The following is a 20221-nucleotide window of genomic DNA, read 5'->3' on the forward strand; positions in this document are numbered from 1 at the left end:
AACGGATGATTCGCTTTGAACAGGTCAGTAAAGCTTATCTCGGCGGACGTCAGGCTTTACAGGGCGTAGATTTTCATATTCGCCCCGCTGAGATGGTATTTCTGACCGGCCATTCCGGTGCAGGGAAAAGTACCCTGCTGAAACTGATTTGCGGTATTGAGCGCCCCAGCGCAGGCCATATCCTGTTCGGTGGGCATGACATCAGCCGTCTTAAAAAGCGTGAAATACCCTTCTTGCGTCGACAGGTGGGGATGATTTTTCAGGATCATCATTTGCTGATGGATCGTACTGTTTATGAGAATGTGGCGATGCCGTTGATCATTTCTGGTGCCAGCAGTGAAGACATTCGCCGTCGTGTGTCAGCGGCATTGGATAAAGTTGGCCTGCTGGATAAAGCGCGCAATTATCCGATTCAGCTTTCTGGTGGTGAACAGCAACGGGTGGGCATCGCCCGTGCGGTGGTGAACAAACCCGTGGTACTTCTGGCGGATGAGCCAACGGGCAATCTGGACGATGTACTGTCAGAGGGTATTCTGCGGTTGTTTGAAGAGTTTAACCGGGTCGGAGTGACTGTGCTGATGGCAACCCACGATACAGGACTGATTTCATGCCGGAATTATCGGGTACTGACCCTGTCTCAGGGACGCATGCTGGGAGGACATTACGATGGTGAATCGCGCCCGTAAAACGAACAAACCCAGTATGAAAACCAAGTCACTGCGCGGTGGTTGGCGGGAGCAGTGGCGTTATGCCTGGATGAGTGCTCTGAAAGATATGCTGCGTCAGCCGTTGGCAACACTGTTGACCATCATGGTTATCGCTATTTCCCTGACATTGCCCAGTATCTGTTATTTGGTCTGGAAAAATGTCAGTCAGGCGGCGGCTCAGTGGTATCCGACACCTCAACTGACAGTCTATTTGGATAAATCGCTGGATGATAACGCCGCCGAGGCGGTTATCAATAAAATCAAGACGGAAGACGGTGTCGATAAGGTTAATTATCTGTCCCGCGCCGAAGCGATGGGTGAATTTCGTAACTGGTCCGGGTTTGGTGGTGCGCTGGATATGCTGGAAGAGAATCCGCTACCTGCCGTAGCGATAGTGACCCCCAAACTCACTTTTCAGAGTACCGACACGCTTACCTCACTGCGGGACCGCATTGCGGCAACGCAAGGTGTGGATGAAGTCCGAATGGATGACAGTTGGTTCTCGCGGCTGATGGCGTTAACCGGGTTGGTCGGTCAGATTGCCGCCACCATTGGCATCCTGATGGTGGTAGCGGTATTCCTGGTAATTGGCAACAGCGTACGTCTGAGCATCTTCAGCCGTCGTGATACGATTAACGTCATGAAGCTGATTGGCGCCACAGATGGTTTCATTTTGCGACCGTTCTTGAACGGTGGGGCGCTACTGGGGTTTTGTGGTGCGGTGTTCTCATTGATCTTGTCGCAGGCATTGGTCTGGAAACTGGCCGTTGGCGTCAAACAGGTCGCATCGGTATTCGGTACAACGTTCACGGTGCAAGGGTTAGGCTGGGATGAAGCCGTGTTGCTGATTCTGATCGCCGCCATCATCGGCTGGTTGGCTGCCTGGTTGGCTACAGTACAACATTTACGCCGTTTTACACCGGAATAAGCTTTTTTTGATATACTCTGCTTTGGTGGTACACAGGCGTACAGCAGAAGTAGCGTGTTGCTACGGTGCTTTTCAGCGCGTTATTTCGCTTGTTTTGTGTTTACACATTGCGGATTTTCCATCTTGATATGTAAAACAAGATGGATAAAAATGTAGGAACTTATAGTGTAAATCACCACTCTTAATCATACGTGAGCCGGATTTTGTCGTCGGTGCCATTTGCAGCACAAAAGCACTACAGAGTAACGATGGGTATGATGCTTAATGATTCATTACTGCATGAACGATTTTATGAGAGGGATTGAATGACCAAAGATATGCAAACTTTCACTTTAGTTCCCCAGGGCAGTCTGGAAGGGTACATTCGTGCCGCCAATGCCTATCCGATGCTGACGGCAGAGGAAGAGCGGGCGCTGGCTGAACGGCTGCATTACCAGGGAGATCTGGAGGCTGCCAAGCAGCTTATCCTGCCACACCTGCGCTTTGTTATTCATGTCGCCCGTAATTATTCTGGTTATGGCTTGCCGCAAGCGGACTTGATCCAGGAAGGCAACATCGGTCTGATGAAGGCGGTGCGTCGTTTTAATCCTGATGTGGGCGTTCGTCTGGTTTCCTTTGCGGTACATTGGATCAAGGCGGAAATCCACGAATATGTGTTGCGTAATTGGCGTATCGTCAAAGTTGCGACCACTAAAGCACAGCGTAAGCTGTTCTTTAATCTGCGTAAGACTAAACAGCGCCTCGGCTGGTTCAGTGCGGATGAAGTTGAACTGGTAGCGCGTGAGCTGGGCGTGTCCAGCAAAGATGTCCTTGAAATGGAATCCCGCATGTCAGCGCAGGATATGACTTTTGATCCGACGCCGGATGATGATGCACAACCGGGCCATGCTATGGCGCCGATGCTTTATCTACAGGATAAATCCTCTGACTTTGCTGACGGCATCGAGGAAGATAACTGGGAAAGTCATGCGGCCGACAAATTGAGCTTTGCCCTGGAAGGGTTGGATGAACGTAGTCAGCATATCATCCGCGCCCGCTGGCTGGACGATGACAACAAGTCCACGTTGCAGGAGTTAGCCGATCATTATGGTGTTTCTGCTGAGCGTGTTCGTCAATTGGAAAAGAATGCCATGAAAAAGCTGCGTACTGCGATAGAAGCGTAGTTACAGCGCGAAAGGCAAGTCAAAACGACCGGGAGTGTCCGGTCGTTTTATGTTGTTATCACCATCACCACACCTATTTCTGAACCGTATATTCCCACCCGCCTGATACCGGATAGAAACCGCAGGACTGCATGAACTTGTCCATGACTTCTTCGCTGACCATCGCGTGGTCGGCCGCATCTAGCCACCACTCCTTTATCTGCGGCAGTGCGCGTAGTACTTCTTCGATCATATATTTCCCTACGCCATGACGTCGAGTTGAATCCCGTACTTTCAAATCAGTCAGTTCGGCATATTTCCCTTCTATCTCAACGAATACGCCTGCCAGCAAATGGCCATTAAAACGGGAGACAAACAATTTACGGTCCTCACTCAACTCTTTTTCCAGTAGTTCAAAATTCTGATGTGGCCAAATTTTGGCGAGATCAAGTCTGTCCTGTTCGCTAAGTGTCGTCAGGCATTCAACCGTTAATTTCATTTGATGATGCTCCAGTTAATTCATGAAAATATTGTAGTGAGCCTGTATCAAAAAAGTTGTGTAACTTTTTCTGTACGGTTAACAGGGGAAATGTTTTTTTTGTTGCTTATTTTTCGAGTAATGGATCGATATATGATGCATAAACCAGCATAACCAACCATGTATAAAATAAAAGTTGGATTTTAAGGCTGGTATTTTATCCTGTTCGTATCGCTTATTTCTGTTAGCATGAGTTGCTTTACAGCATAAAATTCCTGTTTAATGGTATGAAAAATAAAGCCTTATTATAAACTATTGCTAATACTTAGCCTAACTCGTTATTACTTATAAAGAAAGCGTAGATAATCACGATTATCGTTAATGATTATAGCAATATCCAAAAATGACCGACGGGGTAAAAACGGATGAAATTAAATACAGGTAAAGTATTGCTGATGGGGTGTATGGCGTTTGCCATGAGTCACGCGGTTAATGCCGCCGATATCAAGATTGCGGTAGTCGGCGCCATGTCTGGCCCGGTAGCACAATACGGTGATATGGAGTTTATTGGCGCCCGACAGGCGATTGCTGACATCAACGCCAAAGGCGGTGTTAATGGCAACAAACTGGTTGGCGTCGAATATGACGATGCCTGTGACCCGAAACAGGCCGTAGCGGTAGCAAACAAGGTGATTAACGATGGCATTCGCTATGTTATCGGTCACTTGTGCTCTTCTTCGACACAGCCAGCTTCTGATATTTATGAAGATGAGGGCGTGCTCATGATCACGCCCGCTGCCACCAATGCGGATCTGACCACCCGTGGTTATAAAATGATCATGCGTACCACCGGTCTGGATTCCGATCAGGGGCCGACGGCGGCGAAATATATCATGGAAACCGTGAAGCCGAAGAGAATCGCGGTGATTCATGACAAACAACAATATGGCGAAGGTTTGGCCCGTTCGGTGCAGGAAAATCTGAAAAAAGCCAATGCCAATATAGTGTTGTTTGAAGGGATAACGGCGGGGGATAAAGATTTTTCCTCATTAGTGGCGCGCCTGAAAAAAGACGATGTTGATTTCGTTTATTTTGGTGGCTACTACCCGGAGATGGGGCAGATCCTGCGTCAGTCCCGTCAAGCAGGGTTAACCGCTCAATTTATGGGTCCTGAAGGTGTTGGTAACTCTTCTTTGTCCAACATTGCGGGTGCAGCCTCTGAAGGTATGCTGGTAACCTTGCCGAAACGCTATGATCAGGTTCCTGCCAACCAGCCGATTGTCGACGAGCTGAAAGCCAAAAAACTGGATCCGACCGGCCCGTTTGTCTGGACGACCTATGCCGCTATTCAATCACTAACTACCGCTATGAAGCGCAGCGGTAGCATGGAACCGGAAAAACTGGTTGCCGACCTGAAAGCGAAACCGGTTGATACCGTAATGGGTACATTAAGCTGGGATGCAAAAGGTGACCTGAAAGGGTTTGAATTTGGTGTATTTAAGTGGCACGCAGACGGTACTTCTTCCATCGTGAAGTAATTGGCCAAATCTGTATTACTCCTGAATACCGATGCCCCCGCGGCTAAAAGGCGTGGGGGCAATATCTAAGGTTAAGGTATGTCCGAGCAGTTCCTCTATTTCCTTCAGCAAATGTTCAACGGCCTGACGTTGGGCAGTACCTACGCGCTGATTGCCATTGGTTACACCATGGTTTACGGCATTATCGGTATGATTAACTTCGCCCACGGTGAAGTTTATATGATCGGTAGCTATGTCTCCTTTATTGTGATTGCCGCATTGATGATGATGGGCATTGATACCGGCTGGTTGTTGATCGGCGTAGCCTTCATTGCATCGGTGGTTATTTCAAGCGCCTATGGCTGGAGCATTGAACGCGTCGCCTATAAACCGGTGCGTAACTCCAAGCGTTTGATTGCACTTATCTCTGCCATCGGGATGTCTATATTTCTACAGAACTATGTCAGTCTGACCCAGGGCTCGCGTGATGTGGCGTTACCCAATCTGGTGAAAGGGCAATGGACGCTGGGTGAAAGCAACGGTTTTGCCGCTACCATCAGCACCATGCAGTTGATCATCTGGGTGGTGACTTTTCTGGCGATGCTGGCGCTGACGCTATTTATCCGTTATTCCCGCATGGGCCGTGCTTGCCGCGCTTGTGCAGAAGACCTGAAAATGGCCAGTCTGCTGGGTATCAGCGCGGATCGTGTCATCTCCCTGACCTTCGTTATCGGTGCTGCCATGGCGGCGGTCGCCGGTGTATTGCTGGGTCAGTTTTATGGCGTGATTAATCCGTATATTGGTTTTATGGCCGGGATGAAAGCCTTTACTGCTGCCGTGTTAGGCGGGATCGGTAGTATCCCTGGGGCGATGATCGGCGGGTTAACCCTGGGTATTGCGGAGGCGTTGACTTCCGCCTATCTGAGTACGGAATACAAGGATGTAGTGTCATTTGCGTTATTGATTGTCGTGCTGTTAGTGATGCCCACCGGTATTTTGGGGCGTCCGGAGGTTGAGAAGGTATGAAGCAGCGCAATGTGATTAATGCCATCATATCGGCATTGGTACTGCTGGTGATGGCCACGTTCCTGATGGGAATGCAACTGAGTCTCGACGGCACGAAACTGGTGGTACATGGTGCCAAAGCGGTACGTTGGTACTGGATTGGGGCCGGTTGCGCGATCGTCTTTGTTTTTCAGCTATTGCGTCCAGCGTTGTCGCAAGGGATGAAGAAATTCTCCGGCCCGGCATGGGTGTTACCGAGCTTTGATGGTAGTACGCCACGGCAGAAATTGCTGGCGCTGGTACTGATTGTCGCCGCGATTGCCTGGCCGTTTCTGGTATCACGCGGTACGGTAGATATCGCCACCCTGACACTGATTTATGTCATGCTGGGACTGGGTCTGAACGTGGTAGTGGGGCTTTCCGGTTTGTTGGTGTTGGGATATGGCGGATTTTATGCCATCGGCGCCTATACCTACGCGCTGTTGAGTCATTACTACGGGCTGGGATTCTGGCAGAGTCTGCCGCTGGCAGGGATTACCGCTGCGTTGTCTGGTTTTATGCTGGGTTTCCCGGTATTGCGACTGCGTGGTGATTATCTGGCGATTGTCACGCTCGGTTTTGGTGAGATTGTTCGCATCCTGTTGTTGAACAATACCGGGTTCACTGGTGGGCCGAACGGTATCAGTCAGATTCCCAAACCGACGCTCTTCGGGCTGGAATTCAGCCGCACCCCGCGTGGTGGTGGCTGGGATACATTCCATCACTTCTTCGGTCTGACTTATAACCCCGATGATCGCATCGTTTTCCTGTATCTGGTGGCGCTGCTGCTGGTAATACTGACGTTGTTCGTGATCAATCGTCTGCTGCGTATGCCGTTGGGTCGTGCCTGGGAAGCCCTGCGCGAAGACGAGATCGCCTGCCGTTCTCTGGGGCTCAGCCCGACCAAAATCAAACTGACTGCCTTTACCATCAGTGCAGCATTTGCTGGCTTTGCCGGTACGCTGTTCGCTGCCCGTCAGGGATTCGTCAGCCCGGAATCCTTTACGTTTGCGGAATCCGCCTTTGTGTTGGCTATCGTGGTACTGGGTGGTATGGGATCGCAGTTTGCTGTCATTCTGGCTGCCGTTCTGCTGGTGGTTTCCCGTGAACTGATGCGTGATCTCAATGAGTACAGCATGTTGCTGCTGGGGGCGCTGATGGTGTTAATGATGATTTGGCGTCCGCAGGGGTTGTTACCGATGAAGCGTCCGCAGATGAAGCTAAAGGTGCAGAAGAAGGAAGGTCAGGCATGAGTACGCAGCCATTATTGTCGGTTAAAGGCTTGATGATGCGCTTCGGCGGCCTGCTGGCGGTGAACAATGTGGAACTGGATCTGTATAACGGGGAGATCGTTTCACTGATTGGTCCGAACGGTGCTGGTAAAACCACGGTATTTAACTGTCTGACCGGTTTTTATCGTCCTTCTGGTGGCACCATCATCTTGCGTGATCAGCATCTGGAAGGAATACCCGGCCAGCAGATTGCCCGCATGGGTGTGGTGCGTACTTTCCAGCATGTGCGTCTGTTTCGTGAAATGACCGTAATTGAGAACCTGTTGGTGGCACAGCATCAGCACCTGAAAAGCGGTGTGTTTGCCGGTTTGTTGAAAACACCTGCATTTCGTCGCGCAGAAACGGATGCACAAAACCGTGCCGAGGTGTGGCTGGAACGGGTCGGTTTGTTGGATGTGGCGAACCGTCAAGCGGGGAATCTGGCTTACGGTCAGCAGCGGCGGCTGGAGATTGCCCGTTGCATGGTGACACGTCCTGAACTATTGATGCTGGATGAGCCCGCAGCAGGTCTAAATCCGAGAGAGACGGAAGAACTGAATGATTTGATTGTCGATCTTCGCAATAACCATCAGGTTTCGGTACTGCTGATTGAGCATGATATGAAGCTGGTGATGGGGATTTCCGATCGAATTTATGTGGTCAATCAGGGAACGCCGCTGGCACAGGGCACGCCGGCAGAGATTCGTAATAACCCGGATGTTATTCGAGCATATCTGGGTGAAGGATAAGGTTATGTTGTCATTGAATCAGGTTTCGGCGCACTACGGCAAAATTCAGGCGCTGCATCAGGTGAGCCTGCATATTAACCAGGGTGAAATCGTCACGCTTATCGGTGCCAATGGTGCGGGTAAAACCACATTGCTGGGGACGTTGTGTGGTGAACCGCGGGCGACGGAAGGAAGGGTAATTTTCGACGGTAAGGATATTACTGACTGGCAAACAGCGCATATCATGCGTGAAGCCATTGCTATCGTGCCAGAAGGTCGCCGAGTGTTCTCCCGCATGACGGTGGAAGAGAATCTGGCGATGGGCGGTTTTTTTGCCGACCGCGAACAGTATCAACAACGAATTGAACGGGTTTATGATCTGTTCCCGCGATTGTATGAACGTCGTGCCCAGCGTTCGGGCACTATGTCTGGCGGGGAACAGCAGATGCTGGCTATTGGTCGTGCTTTGATGAGTCAACCGCGTTTGCTGTTGCTGGATGAGCCTTCACTGGGGCTGGCACCGATTATCATCTTGCAGATTTTCGATACTATCCAGCAATTGCGTGAAGAAGGTATGACCATATTTCTGGTGGAACAGAATGCCAATCAGGCCTTGCGTCTGGCGGATCGTGGCTATGTGTTGGAGAACGGCCGTGTTGTGCTGGAAGATACCGGAGCTGCGTTGCTTGCCAATGAGGCTGTACGTTCTGCCTATCTGGGCGGTTAGCAATTTTCGAGAGAAATGGTCAACGCTGTTGCAGGCCGATAAAACCGACCCATGGTGTGATCACTTTCTTTCCATACATAAGTGAGAGTCAAGATGTCAATTGAAGCGTTATTGGCGCAGCGCATGGCTCGCCTGAAAAGCTCCGCGATCCGTGAGTTGCTGAAGCACAGCAAAATGGACCGGGTCATTTCGTTGGCTGGAGGGATACCTTCTGATGCATTGTTTGATTTTGAGGGACTGAATCAGGCCACGCAATTAGCTATTACCGAACAGCCCAAGTCGGCATTCCAGTATGGTTTAACGGAAGGGAGCCCCTTGCTGCGCGAACGGATTGTGGCGTTGTGCGCACTGCGTGGGGTCAAAACCCGCGCCGACGAAATTGTGGTTACAGCGGGTTCCCAGCAAGCGCTGGATCTGGTGATGCGTGCGACAGTAAATCCACAGGATATCGTTGTGGTCGAGCGCCCTACCTATTTGGCGGCGTTGCAGACACTGGAACTGGCAGAAGCGCGAATCATGTCGGTGTCATCGGATGAGAATGGCATGGTGGTGGATGAACTGGCGACACTGCTGGAAACACAACGTATCAAAGGCGTTTATCTGGTGCCGAACTTTGGCAACCCCAGCGGCGCGACGTTGAGCGCGGCACGCCGTAAGCAGTTGGTAGAACTGGCCGCACGCTATGATTTCATCATCGTGGAAGACGACCCGTATGGCGAGTTGCGTTTTACCGATGAACGTCATGCCACGCTATATCAACTGGCGAAAGAGGCCGGATATGCTGATCGGGTGATTTATACCTCGTCATTTTCCAAAATACTGGCACCCGGCCTGCGCCTTGGATGGGCCATTCTGCCGGAATGGTTGCTGCATAAGGTGGCGATTATCAAACAGGCAGCGGATCTGCATGCCAGCTCATTGTCTCAGACTATTGCCGAATACTATCTGGGCTTGAACCGCCTGCCGGCACAGATCGAAAAAATCCGTCAGGCATATAAAGTGAAGAGTGAACTGCTGTCATCGCTGATGGAGAAGGAGCTGGGTGGGGTGATTACCTTTAACCAGCCGAAAGGCGGCATGTTCCTGTGGGCCAGGTTTCGTCAGGAATTTAATACCACCGACTGGCTGCAAAAAACGTTGGAACAAGGCGTGGTATTTGTGCCTGGTGAGTTTTTCTTCGCAGAAAAACCTGATTATTCAACGCTGCGTTTATCCTTTGCTACCGCGACGGAAGAACAGATGTACGACGCTGTTACTCGCCTGCGGCGGACGCTGTAAGCTTGACTACTCCGGCCATCTTCGTGAAAGAAAGCGGGGACCTCTCTTAATGTTAACGCCTTGACTATCAGGTAGATTCCCGCCTTGGCGGGAATGCTCCATCAGATATCAGATCTTTCACACCGCAGGGTGATTAAAAACTTTCCCAGTCTTTGTTGGCGCCGTTGGCCAATGCCAGTCTGGGTTTGGGTTGCACTTTTTCCCGAGGCGTGTGGTGTTGAGCCCCGGCAATAATAAATATTTTCATCAGATCTACCAGCTGTGATGCCTGGTCGTTCAGGCTGTCTGCCGCACTGGTTGATTCTTCCACCAGCGACGCATTTTGCTGCGTAACCTGATCGAGCTGGTTAATGGCGTCATTAATCTGTGAAATACCCGCTTCCTGTTCATGAGTAGTGGTGCCAATCTCGTTAATCAGATCGGCCACATGACGTGCCTGGCGCACCAGTTCATCAATAGTGGTTCCCGCTTTCCCGACCAGATTTGAGCCGGTTTCCACTTTTCGCACGCTCTCGCTGATGAGCTCTTTAATTTCTTTAGCTGCGGAAGCCGAGCGTTGTGCCAGTGAACGCACTTCACCCGCCACGACGGCGAAGCCACGCCCCTGCTCGCCAGCCCGGGCAGCTTCTACCGCCGCATTGAGCGCTAGAATGTTGGTCTGGAAGGCAATGCCATCAATGACGCCGATAATGTCGCCTATCTTGCGGGAGCTGCCGGATATATCCTCCATTGTGCGAATAATATTACCGACGGCTTCTCCACTCTTGGCCGCCGTTTCGCTGGCTGAATTAGCCAGCGTGGTGGCCGAGCGAACGGTATCTGCATTTTGGCGGATAGTCTGACTCATCTCTTCCATTGAAGCCGCGGTTTGTTGCAAGCTAGCGGCTTGTTCTTCCGTCCGTTGGCTGAGATCGGTGCTGCCAGCGGCAATCTGGTTGGACCCCGTAGCGATAGATTCGCTGCTCTGGCGAACCTGATCGACAACGTTACTCAAACCTTTTTGCATTTCATTCATTGCCGCCAGCACACTGGTAGTGTCCCCAGGGCGGAGAGAAATCGTAACGGATAAGTCACCTTGCGCAACCTGTCGAGCTATCTGCGCGGCATAGATCGGTTCACCACCCAGCTGCCTTTTAATGATGTGATTAATTAGTCCAGTGACCAATATGCCAAGTACGGAGGAAATAATGGCCAGTATCAGCATGAAGTTACCGTCGGATTTTGCTTCGTGCATGGCATTAGTTGCCATGGACAGGGTCATGTTTTTTTGTGCGTCAACCATGCCATCCAGTGCCTTGAACACACCATCCTGGGCGGTCTGCATTTCGTTCAGCATGATTGCTCGTGCCTGTTCCCGCAACTCGGGTTGTTGGGACATACTGAGTTCAAGTGCTTGCAGGAAAGCTTTCAGGTACGCCGGACGTGCCTTGGTCATCTGATCCAGCGAAGCACGGGTTTCTGGTGTATCCAGTCGTTCATTCAGCTGTTTGAGGAGTGCTGTGTTACGCGCGATTTGTTTATCGATTAACTGCTTTTCTTGCTGTATTCGTTGTGGATCGGTGCTGAGCCCGATATTGCGTATCAGCCGGGCATTGATATCGAAGCCAGCTTTTGTTTCCTGTATCAGTATCAGATCGGTCAGACGCTCTTCAGCGAGATATTGAATATCGTTACTCAGGGCAACCAATTGTGAGCGACCAAAAATAGCGACCAGCAGGCCAATGATAATTACCAGTGCGAAGCCGGTAATCAGCATGGCGCCAAGTTTCATCTTTTTTAAAACGTCCATAGATATCCTTACTTTTCTTAATTTCCATGAGTTTTTTATCGCTCCGTTTAGAAGAAAACGGTACTTCAGTGTATAATTTTGCTTAATTTGGCCTCTCTTTCACAAATCGTGTATTAATTTTTGTTAGTGCCTTTTGTTTTGGTATTTTATTATTGGATCATAAATAATGATTCATATTATATGTTCAGCTATACCCGTCATACTTCAAGTTACAGGTGTGTTGGCTGCGTTCGTTCACCCGAATCACTTATCTGAGTAAGCTCATCGGGATTCACTCTCTTGCCGCCTTCCTGCAACTCGAATTATTTTGGTATAATGTTTATATACCCAATGAATTTCAAGATATAAGAAGGCGTCAACCGAGTAACGAAAGGCAGACAACGCCCGTGCAACTTGCAAAATGATGGGTGTAATGGAAATACATAATTGACTGATAATAACAATAAAAACCAAGTCATCTATTTCCTTTGGTAATAACTATTATTTAATAATAAGAATAAGGAAGTGAGCGTGATTTGTCGATTGTAATGTTGGCGATCGCCACATAGAAATACCTGCATCTGTGACAGGATTCTCAGATGCAGGAATAAAATATCAGATTACCAGCCATAAACCCCAGATGATAAAAAATCCTGACAGAGAAAGTACTGTGGTGAGTAGCGTCCAGGTTTTCAGCCCATCAGAGACGGACAATCCAAGATATTTGGTGACAATCCAGAATCCGGAATCGTTTACATGTGATAATCCCAGGCCGCCAAAACAGGCCGACAGCGTGACCAGCACCAATTGGATCTGGTTTAAACCACTGACTGCCTGGGTTAACAATCCACAGGTGGTGAGAATGGCAACGGTAGCTGAACCCTGAGAGGCTCGCAGTGCCAGGGAGAGAATAAACGCGGCCGGTATCAGTGGCAGATGGATACTGGTTAGGGTCTCAGCCAGTGCCTTACCGACACCCGATTCCACCAGTACTTTACCAAATACCCCGCCAGCGCCGGTGACCATAATCACAACGGCTGCCGCTGGCATTGCATCACCCATCACCATCCCGGTTTTTTCCAGCGTCCATCCCTGACGACGGGCAATAAAGAAAAATGCCAGTGTTAGCGCGACAAGCAGTGCCACCGCCGGCGCGCCAACCAGTGTGGACAGATTACGGATGGGATGCCCTGCCGGTAGAATCGTGGCAGAGACCGTACCCAGCATGATGATGGCGATCGGTATCACAATCAAGGCGGTGACCAGCCCGGCGGACGGTGCGCGGGTATTCAGCGGTGTCGTGCTGTCTTCCGGTTTGGCTAACTGCAACTGTTCCAAAACGTCAATGGAGAGGGCGTAGTTGCGGCGGTTAATGAACGTCGACATCCAAAAACCGATGACACCGACCGGGATGGCAACGGCTATGCCCAGCATGGTCAGCCAGCCAATATCCGCATTCAGCAACCCTGCTGCGGCAACCGGGCCAGGATGAGGCGGCATCGCCACATGGACGGTCAGCATGACACCCGCCATCGGTAAACCGAATTTCAGTGGTGATACTTTGGCGACCTTGGCAAAACCATAAATAATCGGGGCCAGAATAATAAAACCGACATCGAAGAACACCGGGATACCGAGAATAAATGCTGCGATGGTTAGTGCGGCAATAATCCGGTGTGTTCCCAATAGTTGAGTAAAACGCTTTGCCAGGGATTCGGCACCGCCGGAAACCTCAATCATCCTGCCCAGCATGGCGCCCAGACCGATGATCATGGTGACTGACCCTAGCACGCCCCCCATCCCGCTGGTCATAACTTTCATGATTTCGCTGGTGGGAATGCCGGTAGACAGTCCTACCAGTAAGCTGACTATTAATAGCGCCACAAAAGGCTGTATTTTTATTTTTATTACTAACAAGAGCAGTAATAATACGCCCAGTATTGCGATGCAGAGTAATGCTGAGGTTGACATAATTCTGACCCTCAATTAAATAATATTTATGCGTTGATGTTTTTCCTGTTATTGCAGGTAATAGCAGGAAGTATTTTTTATTTTTTTAAGATAAAAAGACGTTCATAGAGTCATGGTCAGCGATGATAATTCCCCCTGAATTTCATTTTTATAATAATGAACATATCCAATAAATGTCACGTTACAGGAAAGCGACAATACAATTGTAACGTGAAAAATGTCGATATATTTATTGCCAGGGTTTAATCCAGCCTAATCCCTCTTTTGTATTCCCTCGTGGATTATATTCACAACCTACCCAGCCGGAATAACCGAGACGATCCAGTTCTTCAAATAAGAATGGGTAATTTATTTCTCCTTCATCAGGTTCATGACGTCCCGGTACGGCGGCAATCTGAACATGACCGTAACGACCCTGCATTTCCCGCATAATCTGTGTCAGATTACCGTCAACAATTTGGGCGTGATAGAGATCCAACTGCACCCAGACATTGTCGCGATCAATCCGGTTTACCATCTCCAGTGTTTGATATTGGCTGGCCAATAGATAACGGGGTTTCAGACCCGGGTTTAGCGCTTCCAGCATGATGCTAATATTGTGCGGGGCAAACTTATCGGCCGCGTAGCGAATATTCTCAATATAGGTGCGCTGATAAAGAGATATATCCGCACCTTCTGGAATAATACTCGCCATAATATGTACGGAGGGACAATTCAGGGCGATGGCATATTCCAACGCGCGATCAATATCCTGGTGCGCATCCTCTACTCGTTCCGGCAAAGCGGTGACTCCCCATTCACCCGCCGCGATATTACCTGGCGAGGTATTAAATAATACCTGCTGAAGCCCGTAATGCTGTAATTTCTCAGCCAGTACCTCGGCTGGATATTCATAAGGGAATAAAAATTCAACGCCGTTGAAACCCGCCTCAGCGGCAGCCTGAAAACGCTCCAGAAAGGGCAGTTCGGTAAACAGGGTCGAAAGGTTTGCAGCAAATTTCGGCATGATTAACTCCGTAATTCAGCAATTTCTTCGCCAGTTAAGTAGCGAATACGTCGGTCGCCAAGAATGAAAATCAGTTTGGCGGTTTCTTCCAGCTCTTCCATATTGTCTGCGGCGGCCCGCAAATCCTTGCCAGTGACCACCGGACCATGATTAGCCAGCAGAAAGGCGCTATAGTGTGGTGCGAGTGCGGCCAGATCTTCACCCAGACGGGCATCTCCCGGACGGTAATAAGGCACCACTGGCACCTGACCGACCCGCATCACTACATATGGCGTAAAGGGCCGGATGGCATCCTGTGTATTTAATCCTTCCAGACAGGAGAGCGCAGTTAAATAGGCGCTGTGCAGATGTACCACGGCACGGCAGGCCGGATTATTGAGATACAACGCCCGATGGAAACTCACCTCTTTAGAGGGTTTATCGCCGGAAAGCCACTCCCCATCGAGCCTGACCTTCGAAAGTCGCTCTGCCTGCAATTCTCCCAGACAGGAACCCGTCGGGGTAGCGAGTAGCGTGCCATCATCCAGCAGCAGCGAAAGATTGCCCGCAGAGCCAGTGGCATAACCGCGCTGAAAAAATGACGCACCCAGCCTGACCATTTCGTCACGCGCCAGTTGCTCATGGGTGGGCTGATGACCTGTCATAAGGCAAACTCCTGTTGTGCTCGGGCAAAAAAGTCTTCATCACCAAAGTTGCCGGATTTCAATGCCAGTGATAACGGATGGTCGGTGGATTTAACCCACGGAACGCCAGGGGAAATAGTCGGACCGATGTGGAACGCGCGAATGCCCAACGTCTGCACCACCCTGCTGGAGGTTTCGCCGCCAGCGATGATAAAACGCCGGAATCCTGCCGTCTGTAGCTGGCTGGCCACGCAGGCGAACAGGGTTTCTACCGCATGACTGCTGGCTTGTGCCCCAAAACGTTGTTGAATAGTGGCCAATGCTTCCGGTGCCGCGGTGGCGTACAGTAACGGTGCCAGCACGTCGTTACGGTGTTCCTCTGCCCAGCGAGCCAGTTCATGGGCATAAGTTTGCAGTGCGCTCTCACTTTCAAGGCAACGGGCCACATCGATGGCCTGATGGGCGGCCTGCTGGCAATAACGCGCCACCTGTTGGTTGGTCATCACTGAACAGGAGCCGGAAAGCACTATACCAGCGCCCGGTTGTGGTAATCCGGCTTGCGTGGCAGTGGTTGATTGTGGCGCTGATGTGGCCCACACCCGCGCCAGACCGATAGCCAGCCCGGAACCGCCGGTCACCAGTTTCATTTCCCGCAGCGCATCGCCCTGTGTCAACAGATGCTGTTCGTTCAGGGTATCCAGTACCGCGTAGCGGCATCCCTGTTCCCGAAGTTGCGCCAAATGCTGTTTTACCGCCGCTGGCCCCTGGTCCATGACGGCGTATGGCACCAGCCCGGCGCGTCCATTGGCTTGCTGTTCCATCAGCCGCAGCAGGTTACTGTCCGTCATGGGGGTGACCGGGTGGTGACGCATACCGGATTCCGACAGCAACTGCTCCATCACAAATAGATAACCCTGATACACGGTACGACCATTTACCGGCAACGCCGGGGAAATCACCGTCATGGATTCGCCCAACGCGTCCAGCAGTGCATCGGTCACCGGCCCGATATTCCCGTGGACGGTGCTGTCGAAAGTGGAGCAATATTTGAAATAGAACTGCTGACAACCCTGTCGCTGTAGCCAGGCAAGCGCCTTCAGCGCGTCGGCAACCGCCTGTTCAGCCGAACAGGAGCGGGATTTCAGGCTAATGACCACTGCCTGCGCCGTTACCTGATAATCGGCTTCCGGTACGCCATTCAGTTGTACGGTCGACAGGCCGTTCTGCACCAGAAAACTGGCGATATCCGTAGCACCGGTAAAATCGTCTGCGATAACGCCAAGAGTGATCATGCGTCCTCCCGTTTTTCCGGCAGCGTAATACCGCTGAAGACTTTGATCACCGCACTGTCATCCTGCTTACCAAATCCGGCGTTGCTGGCGGCGGTAAACATATTGAAAGCGGTGGAAGCCAGCGGCAGCGGGAAATGCAGCGCTTTGGCGGTGTCGGTCACCAATCCCAGATCCTTGACGAAGATATCGACGGCGGATTTTGGCGTATAGTCGCCGTCCACTACGTGACGCATACGGTTTTCAAACATCCACGAGTTGCCAGCCGCGTGGGTCACCACATCGTACATTACGTCCAGCGGGATACCGGCCCGGGCTGCCAGCGCCATTGCTTCTGCTCCGGCGGCGATATGCACACCTGCCAGTAACTGATGAATGATTTTTACGGTGGCGCCGAGGCCAATTTCGTTGCCGATGCGATACACCTTGCCCGCTACCGCGTTCAATACCGGCTCCAGTTTGTTGAATACATCGTCGCTGCCGGAGGCCATGACGGTCATATCACCGGCAGCGGCCTTGACCGCGCCGCCAGATACCGGGGCGTCGAGCATCAACAACTGATGCTCTGCCAATTGTGCGGCAATGTCTTTGGCATCCTGGGCTGAAATGGTGGATGACACCATGACCGCCGTACCGGCCTTGAGTTTGGCGGCGACACTCGCTTCACCAAACAGAATGCTTTTCACCTGCGCGGCATTCACGACCAGCAGGACTACGGCGTCCAACTGGTCGGCAAAGTCGTCGATACGGGTGGCGGTTTGTGCCGCACCTTCCTGGCGCAAGCGCTCCAGTGTCTGCGGGTTGATATCGATGCCATAGGTAGTGAGCCCGGCGTTGATGCAGGACGTGGCTGCACCAAATCCCATCGATCCCAGACCGATGACCGCTACCGAATACGTTAAGGTTTCATTCATGACTGTCGCCTGTTAAGTTTAGTGATTATTTGTTCTATTGTGTTAAATGTAAGCGCAGTTGTCTGTTATTATGGTGACTGTCATCACATAAATTAATATTCAGGTGGTATTATCAAACGCTCCAGTGAAAGCAATGTTTGTGATAAATGTTACTAATCTTTTTATATCAACAGGTTATATTTATGGCCGTGTTGAATATGTTAATCGCTGCATGGCTTATCACGTGAATTTATGGTAATTATCACCCTGAATAATGAGTGATATCACAATATTTATCACGAAAACCAACAGGAGTGCGTGGTGATACCGGTAGAGCGTCATCAAAAGATTTTGTCACTGATTACTGAACGTGGCGTGGTCAGCATCAGCGAACTGATGGAAACGCTGGGCGTATCGCACATGACGGTACGACGAGACGTGCAAAAACTGGAACAGGATGGGCTACTACTCAGTGTGTCCGGTGGTGTGCGTTCGCCGGAACGGCTGGCGGCAGAACCGTCTCATCAGGATAAATCCGTCATGTTCAGCCAGCAGAAAGACGCGATTGGCCGGCTGGCGGCGCAGCAGATCCCGCACAACAGCTGTATTTATCTGGATGCAGGCACTACTACGCTATCGCTGGCGCGGCAACTGGCGGCACGGGACGATTTGCTGATTGTCACCAACGATTTTGTCATTGCCGGGTTTTTAATTGAATCCAGCCAGTGTCGTATGATCCATACTGGCGGCACCTTGTGCCGGGAAAACTGCTCCTGCGTGGGAGAAGCGGCAGCGCAGGCACTGCGTAATCTGTTTATTGATATCGCGTTTGTTTCGGCTTCTTCCTGGAGCCTGCGCGGCTTGTCCACGCCCAATGAAGACAAAGTCGCCGTCAAACGGGCGATAGTGGCAGCCAGCAGCAAGTGCATTTTACTAAGCGACACCTCAAAATACGGTCGTATCGCCACCTATCTGGCGACACCACTAACGGTATTTGACAGCATTATTACCGACGATGGTTTACCCATTGCCGCACAGGAAGCGTTGAGGAAAATAGACGTTGAGGTACTGGTGGCGCGGTGATGTGGCATTGTTATGCCGATAGACAGATTTTAGGGGAAATGCAGGATGAGGTTCCCGGAGGGACACCGCACCTCTGCGGTCGGCCCGTGTATCTCGGTGTTTAACTGACCGGCATGAGACGCGGGCGGGTTGCCCTGTGAGGAAGCAACATTCTGATAATAAAAAGATCACTTTCTCACATAATAAAAAATAGCGTGTTGTTGGTAGTCGAAACAGCGAGGCTACATAAGATGGGAATGCGTATTTTGCGAATAACGGCGACATGATAACCAGATTGACAGGCCAAACGTACAGTGGCGGAATGCAATCGTATGCAGCTGTCATTTGCCTGTCATTTAGTGGTTATTTTTCTGTCATCTGGGCATGCCATGTTAGCTCCCGAATATAAAACACGCCGTTTTACTCAGGCGTAATCAATGATTCCAGGAGACAGGCATGTTTAACCACGCTATTCGTAAAGCCGTAGCCGGTGTAGCCATTACAATGGCACTTAGCACTCAGGCACTGGCGGTAACCGAGATCCCTTTCTGGCACTCAATGGACGGTGAATTGGGCAAGACCGTGAATTCGCTGGTGGACCGCTTTAACCAGAGCCATAGCGATGTCAAAATCGTACCCGTCTACAAAGGTAACTACGATCAAAATCTGGCGGCGGGTATTGCCGCATTCCGCAGTGGTAATCCGCCTGCCATCCTACAGGTTTATGAAGTGGGCACGGCTACCATGATGGCCAGCAAGGCGATCAAGCCTGTCTACCAGGTGTTCCAGCAGGCTGGCATCCCATCCGATGAGAAAGCGTTTGTTCCTTCGATATCCGGCTATTACTCCGATTCCAAAACCGGACACCTGCTGTCGCAGCCATTTAACAGCTCAACACCGGTACTGTATTACAACAAAGACGCCTTCAAAAAAGCCGGTCTTAATCCAGAACAGCCGCCCAAAACCTGGCAGCAATTGGCCGCAGACGCCGCCAAATTGCGTGCTGCCGGTATGAAGTGCGGTTATACCAGCGGCTGGCAGGGTTGGGTTCAGCTTGAAAACTTCAGCGCCTGGAACGGTTTGCCCTTCGCCACTAAAAACAACGGTTTTGATGGTATGGATGCTGTGTTGGAATTCAACAAGCCGGTGCAGGTCAGGCATATCCAGATGTTGGAAAATATGCTTAAGAAAGGTGATTTCAGCTACTACGGCCGTAAAGATGAAGCGACCCCGAAGTTCTATAACGGTGATTGCGCCATGCTTACCACCTCTTCTGGTTCACTGGCCAACATCCGCCAATACGCCAAATTCAACTTCGGCGTAGCAATGATGCCTTATGACGCGGACGTAAAAGGCGCACCGCAAAACGCCATCATCGGTGGGGCCAGCCTGTGGGTGATGAAAGGTAAAGATGCCGCGACTTATAAAGGTGTCGCTGAGTTCTTGCAGTTCCTGACATCGCCGAAAATTGCTGCCGAGTGGCATCAGAAAACCGGTTATCTGCCGATTACGACTGCTGCTTATGAGTTGACCAAACAGCAAGGTTTTTATGATAAGAACCCCGGTGCAGATATTGCAACTCGTCAGATGCTGAACAAGCCGCCGTTGCCGTTCACCAAGGGTATACGTCTGGGCAACATGCCGCAGATTCGTGCTGTTATGGATGAAGAGCTGGAAAGCGTCTGGACTGGCAAGAAAACCCCGCAACAAGCGCTGGATTCCGCAGTAGCGCGCGGCAATGTGCTGTTGCGTCGTTTTGAACAAGCCAATAAGTAAAATTGTATTCCGG

The 20221-nt window shown here is 50.8% G+C and carries 18 protein-coding genes; 11 read left to right on the forward strand and 7 right to left on the reverse strand.

The window, feature by feature from the left end:
- The first annotated feature begins 5 nt into the window (after positions 1 to 5).
- The 3 genes from ftsE (at position 6) to rpoH (ending at position 2798) form a co-directional block, all read left to right on the forward strand.
- Complete coding sequence (gene ftsE, locus RS889_RS00340; protein WP_021013621.1) at positions 6 to 686, forward strand: cell division ATP-binding protein FtsE; 681 nt, start codon at positions 6 to 8, stop codon at positions 684 to 686.
- Positions 667 to 1635, forward strand: a complete 969-nt coding sequence (gene ftsX, locus RS889_RS00345; protein WP_021013620.1) for a permease-like cell division protein FtsX — start codon at positions 667 to 669, stop codon at positions 1633 to 1635. Before ftsE ends, ftsX begins: the two co-directional genes overlap by 20 nt.
- 305 nt (positions 1636 to 1940) lie before the next feature.
- A complete protein-coding gene (rpoH, locus tag RS889_RS00350; protein WP_021013619.1) occupies positions 1941 to 2798 on the forward strand; it encodes an RNA polymerase sigma factor RpoH in 858 nt (285 codons plus the stop codon).
- Positions 2799 to 2871: 73 nt separating this feature from the next.
- Here the strand turns inward: rpoH and panM are convergent, their stop codons facing one another.
- Positions 2872 to 3276, reverse strand: coding sequence for an aspartate 1-decarboxylase autocleavage activator PanM (gene panM, locus RS889_RS00355; RefSeq protein WP_021013618.1), 405 nt, complete (start codon positions 3274 to 3276; stop codon positions 2872 to 2874).
- Between the two features lie 404 nt (positions 3277 to 3680).
- Here panM and RS889_RS00360 point away from each other — a divergent pair, with 404 nt between their 5' ends.
- The 6 genes from RS889_RS00360 (at position 3681) to RS889_RS00385 (ending at position 9820) form a co-directional block, all read left to right on the forward strand.
- The gene (locus RS889_RS00360) at positions 3681 to 4793 is read left to right on the forward strand and encodes a branched-chain amino acid ABC transporter substrate-binding protein (protein ID WP_315708943.1); all 1113 of its coding nucleotides are present in this window, start codon (positions 3681 to 3683) and stop codon (positions 4791 to 4793) included.
- A 78-nt stretch (positions 4794 to 4871) separates the two neighbouring features.
- On the forward strand, positions 4872 to 5798 hold the full coding sequence (livH, locus tag RS889_RS00365; protein WP_315708944.1) for a high-affinity branched-chain amino acid ABC transporter permease LivH: 927 nt from the start codon (positions 4872 to 4874) through the stop codon (positions 5796 to 5798).
- The gene (locus RS889_RS00370; protein WP_315708945.1) at positions 5795 to 7069 is read left to right on the forward strand and encodes a high-affinity branched-chain amino acid ABC transporter permease LivM; all 1275 of its coding nucleotides are present in this window, start codon (positions 5795 to 5797) and stop codon (positions 7067 to 7069) included. Before livH ends, RS889_RS00370 begins: the two co-directional genes overlap by 4 nt.
- On the forward strand, positions 7066 to 7836 hold the full coding sequence (livG, locus tag RS889_RS00375; protein WP_021013614.1) for a high-affinity branched-chain amino acid ABC transporter ATP-binding protein LivG: 771 nt from the start codon (positions 7066 to 7068) through the stop codon (positions 7834 to 7836). The genes RS889_RS00370 and livG overlap by 4 nt, the downstream gene beginning before the upstream one ends.
- Before the next feature lie 4 nt (positions 7837 to 7840).
- Positions 7841 to 8542 carry a high-affinity branched-chain amino acid ABC transporter ATP-binding protein LivF gene (gene livF / locus RS889_RS00380; protein WP_425475102.1) on the forward strand — a complete coding sequence of 234 codons (702 nt, stop codon included), beginning with the start codon at positions 7841 to 7843 and terminating at the stop codon, positions 8540 to 8542.
- A gap of 93 nt (positions 8543 to 8635) precedes the next feature.
- The gene (locus RS889_RS00385; protein WP_315708947.1) at positions 8636 to 9820 is read left to right on the forward strand and encodes an aminotransferase-like domain-containing protein; all 1185 of its coding nucleotides are present in this window, start codon (positions 8636 to 8638) and stop codon (positions 9818 to 9820) included.
- Positions 9821 to 9953: 133 nt separating this feature from the next.
- Here RS889_RS00385 and RS889_RS00390 read toward each other — a convergent pair whose 3' ends face one another.
- The 6 genes from RS889_RS00390 to ltnD form a co-directional block, all read right to left on the reverse strand.
- Positions 9954 to 11609 (reverse strand): methyl-accepting chemotaxis protein, encoded by a 1656-nt coding sequence (locus tag RS889_RS00390; RefSeq protein ID WP_315708948.1) that lies wholly within the window; start codon positions 11607 to 11609, stop codon positions 9954 to 9956.
- A gap of 594 nt (positions 11610 to 12203) precedes the next feature.
- A complete protein-coding gene (locus RS889_RS00395; RefSeq protein WP_315708949.1) occupies positions 12204 to 13559 on the reverse strand; it encodes a GntP family transporter in 1356 nt (451 codons plus the stop codon).
- 229 nt (positions 13560 to 13788) lie between these two features.
- The gene (otnI, locus tag RS889_RS00400) at positions 13789 to 14565 is read right to left on the reverse strand and encodes a 2-oxo-tetronate isomerase (protein WP_315708950.1); all 777 of its coding nucleotides are present in this window, start codon (positions 14563 to 14565) and stop codon (positions 13789 to 13791) included.
- A 2-nt stretch (positions 14566 to 14567) separates the two neighbouring features.
- A complete protein-coding gene (gene otnC, locus RS889_RS00405) occupies positions 14568 to 15209 on the reverse strand; it encodes a 3-oxo-tetronate 4-phosphate decarboxylase (RefSeq protein WP_315708951.1) in 642 nt (213 codons plus the stop codon).
- Positions 15206 to 16480, reverse strand: a complete 1275-nt coding sequence (gene otnK / locus RS889_RS00410) for a 3-oxo-tetronate kinase (RefSeq protein WP_315708952.1) — start codon at positions 16478 to 16480, stop codon at positions 15206 to 15208. Before otnK ends, otnC begins: the two co-directional genes overlap by 4 nt.
- Positions 16477 to 17391 carry an L-threonate dehydrogenase gene (ltnD, locus tag RS889_RS00415; protein WP_315708953.1) on the reverse strand — a complete coding sequence of 305 codons (915 nt, stop codon included), beginning with the start codon at positions 17389 to 17391 and terminating at the stop codon, positions 16477 to 16479. Before ltnD ends, otnK begins: the two co-directional genes overlap by 4 nt.
- Positions 17392 to 17691: 300 nt before the next feature.
- Between ltnD and ygbI the strand changes: the two genes are divergently transcribed.
- Positions 17692 to 18453 carry a DNA-binding transcriptional repressor YgbI gene (gene ygbI / locus RS889_RS00420; protein ID WP_315708954.1) on the forward strand — a complete coding sequence of 254 codons (762 nt, stop codon included), beginning with the start codon at positions 17692 to 17694 and terminating at the stop codon, positions 18451 to 18453.
- Between the two features lie 435 nt (positions 18454 to 18888).
- Positions 18889 to 20208, forward strand: coding sequence for a sn-glycerol-3-phosphate ABC transporter substrate-binding protein UgpB (ugpB, locus tag RS889_RS00425; RefSeq protein ID WP_315708955.1), 1320 nt, complete (start codon positions 18889 to 18891; stop codon positions 20206 to 20208).
- Positions 20209 to 20221 lie beyond the last annotated feature (13 nt).

The sequence above is a fragment of the Brenneria uluponensis genome, assembly GCF_032395385.1.
In the GTDB taxonomy this organism is placed as follows: Bacteria; Pseudomonadota; Gammaproteobacteria; order Enterobacterales; family Enterobacteriaceae; genus Prodigiosinella; species Prodigiosinella aquatilis.

Excerpts from the sequence above, each read along its gene's own strand:
- rpoH (WP_021013619.1), top strand. The coding sequence starts at position 1,941 with ATGACCAAAGATATGCAAACTTTCACTTTAGTTCCCCAGGGCAGTCTG.
- RS889_RS00395 (WP_315708949.1), bottom strand. The coding sequence starts at position 13,559 with ATGTCAACCTCAGCATTACTCTGCATCGCAATACTGGGCGTATTATTA.
- ftsE (WP_021013621.1), top strand. The coding sequence starts at position 6 with ATGATTCGCTTTGAACAGGTCAGTAAAGCTTATCTCGGCGGACGTCAG.
- livH (WP_315708944.1), top strand. The coding sequence starts at position 4,872 with ATGTCCGAGCAGTTCCTCTATTTCCTTCAGCAAATGTTCAACGGCCTG.
- RS889_RS00370 (WP_315708945.1), top strand. The coding sequence starts at position 5,795 with ATGAAGCAGCGCAATGTGATTAATGCCATCATATCGGCATTGGTACTG.
- ltnD (WP_315708953.1), bottom strand. The coding sequence starts at position 17,391 with ATGAATGAAACCTTAACGTATTCGGTAGCGGTCATCGGTCTGGGATCG.
- RS889_RS00390 (WP_315708948.1), bottom strand. The coding sequence starts at position 11,609 with ATGGACGTTTTAAAAAAGATGAAACTTGGCGCCATGCTGATTACCGGC.
- otnK (WP_315708952.1), bottom strand. The coding sequence starts at position 16,480 with ATGATCACTCTTGGCGTTATCGCAGACGATTTTACCGGTGCTACGGAT.
- panM (WP_021013618.1), bottom strand. The coding sequence starts at position 3,276 with ATGAAATTAACGGTTGAATGCCTGACGACACTTAGCGAACAGGACAGA.
- ugpB (WP_315708955.1), top strand. The coding sequence starts at position 18,889 with ATGTTTAACCACGCTATTCGTAAAGCCGTAGCCGGTGTAGCCATTACA.
- livF (WP_425475102.1), top strand. The coding sequence starts at position 7,841 with ATGTTGTCATTGAATCAGGTTTCGGCGCACTACGGCAAAATTCAGGCG.
- livG (WP_021013614.1), top strand. The coding sequence starts at position 7,066 with ATGAGTACGCAGCCATTATTGTCGGTTAAAGGCTTGATGATGCGCTTC.
- otnI (WP_315708950.1), bottom strand. The coding sequence starts at position 14,565 with ATGCCGAAATTTGCTGCAAACCTTTCGACCCTGTTTACCGAACTGCCC.
- otnC (WP_315708951.1), bottom strand. The coding sequence starts at position 15,209 with ATGACAGGTCATCAGCCCACCCATGAGCAACTGGCGCGTGACGAAATG.
- RS889_RS00385 (WP_315708947.1), top strand. The coding sequence starts at position 8,636 with ATGTCAATTGAAGCGTTATTGGCGCAGCGCATGGCTCGCCTGAAAAGC.
- RS889_RS00360 (WP_315708943.1), top strand. The coding sequence starts at position 3,681 with ATGAAATTAAATACAGGTAAAGTATTGCTGATGGGGTGTATGGCGTTT.
- ftsX (WP_021013620.1), top strand. The coding sequence starts at position 667 with ATGGTGAATCGCGCCCGTAAAACGAACAAACCCAGTATGAAAACCAAG.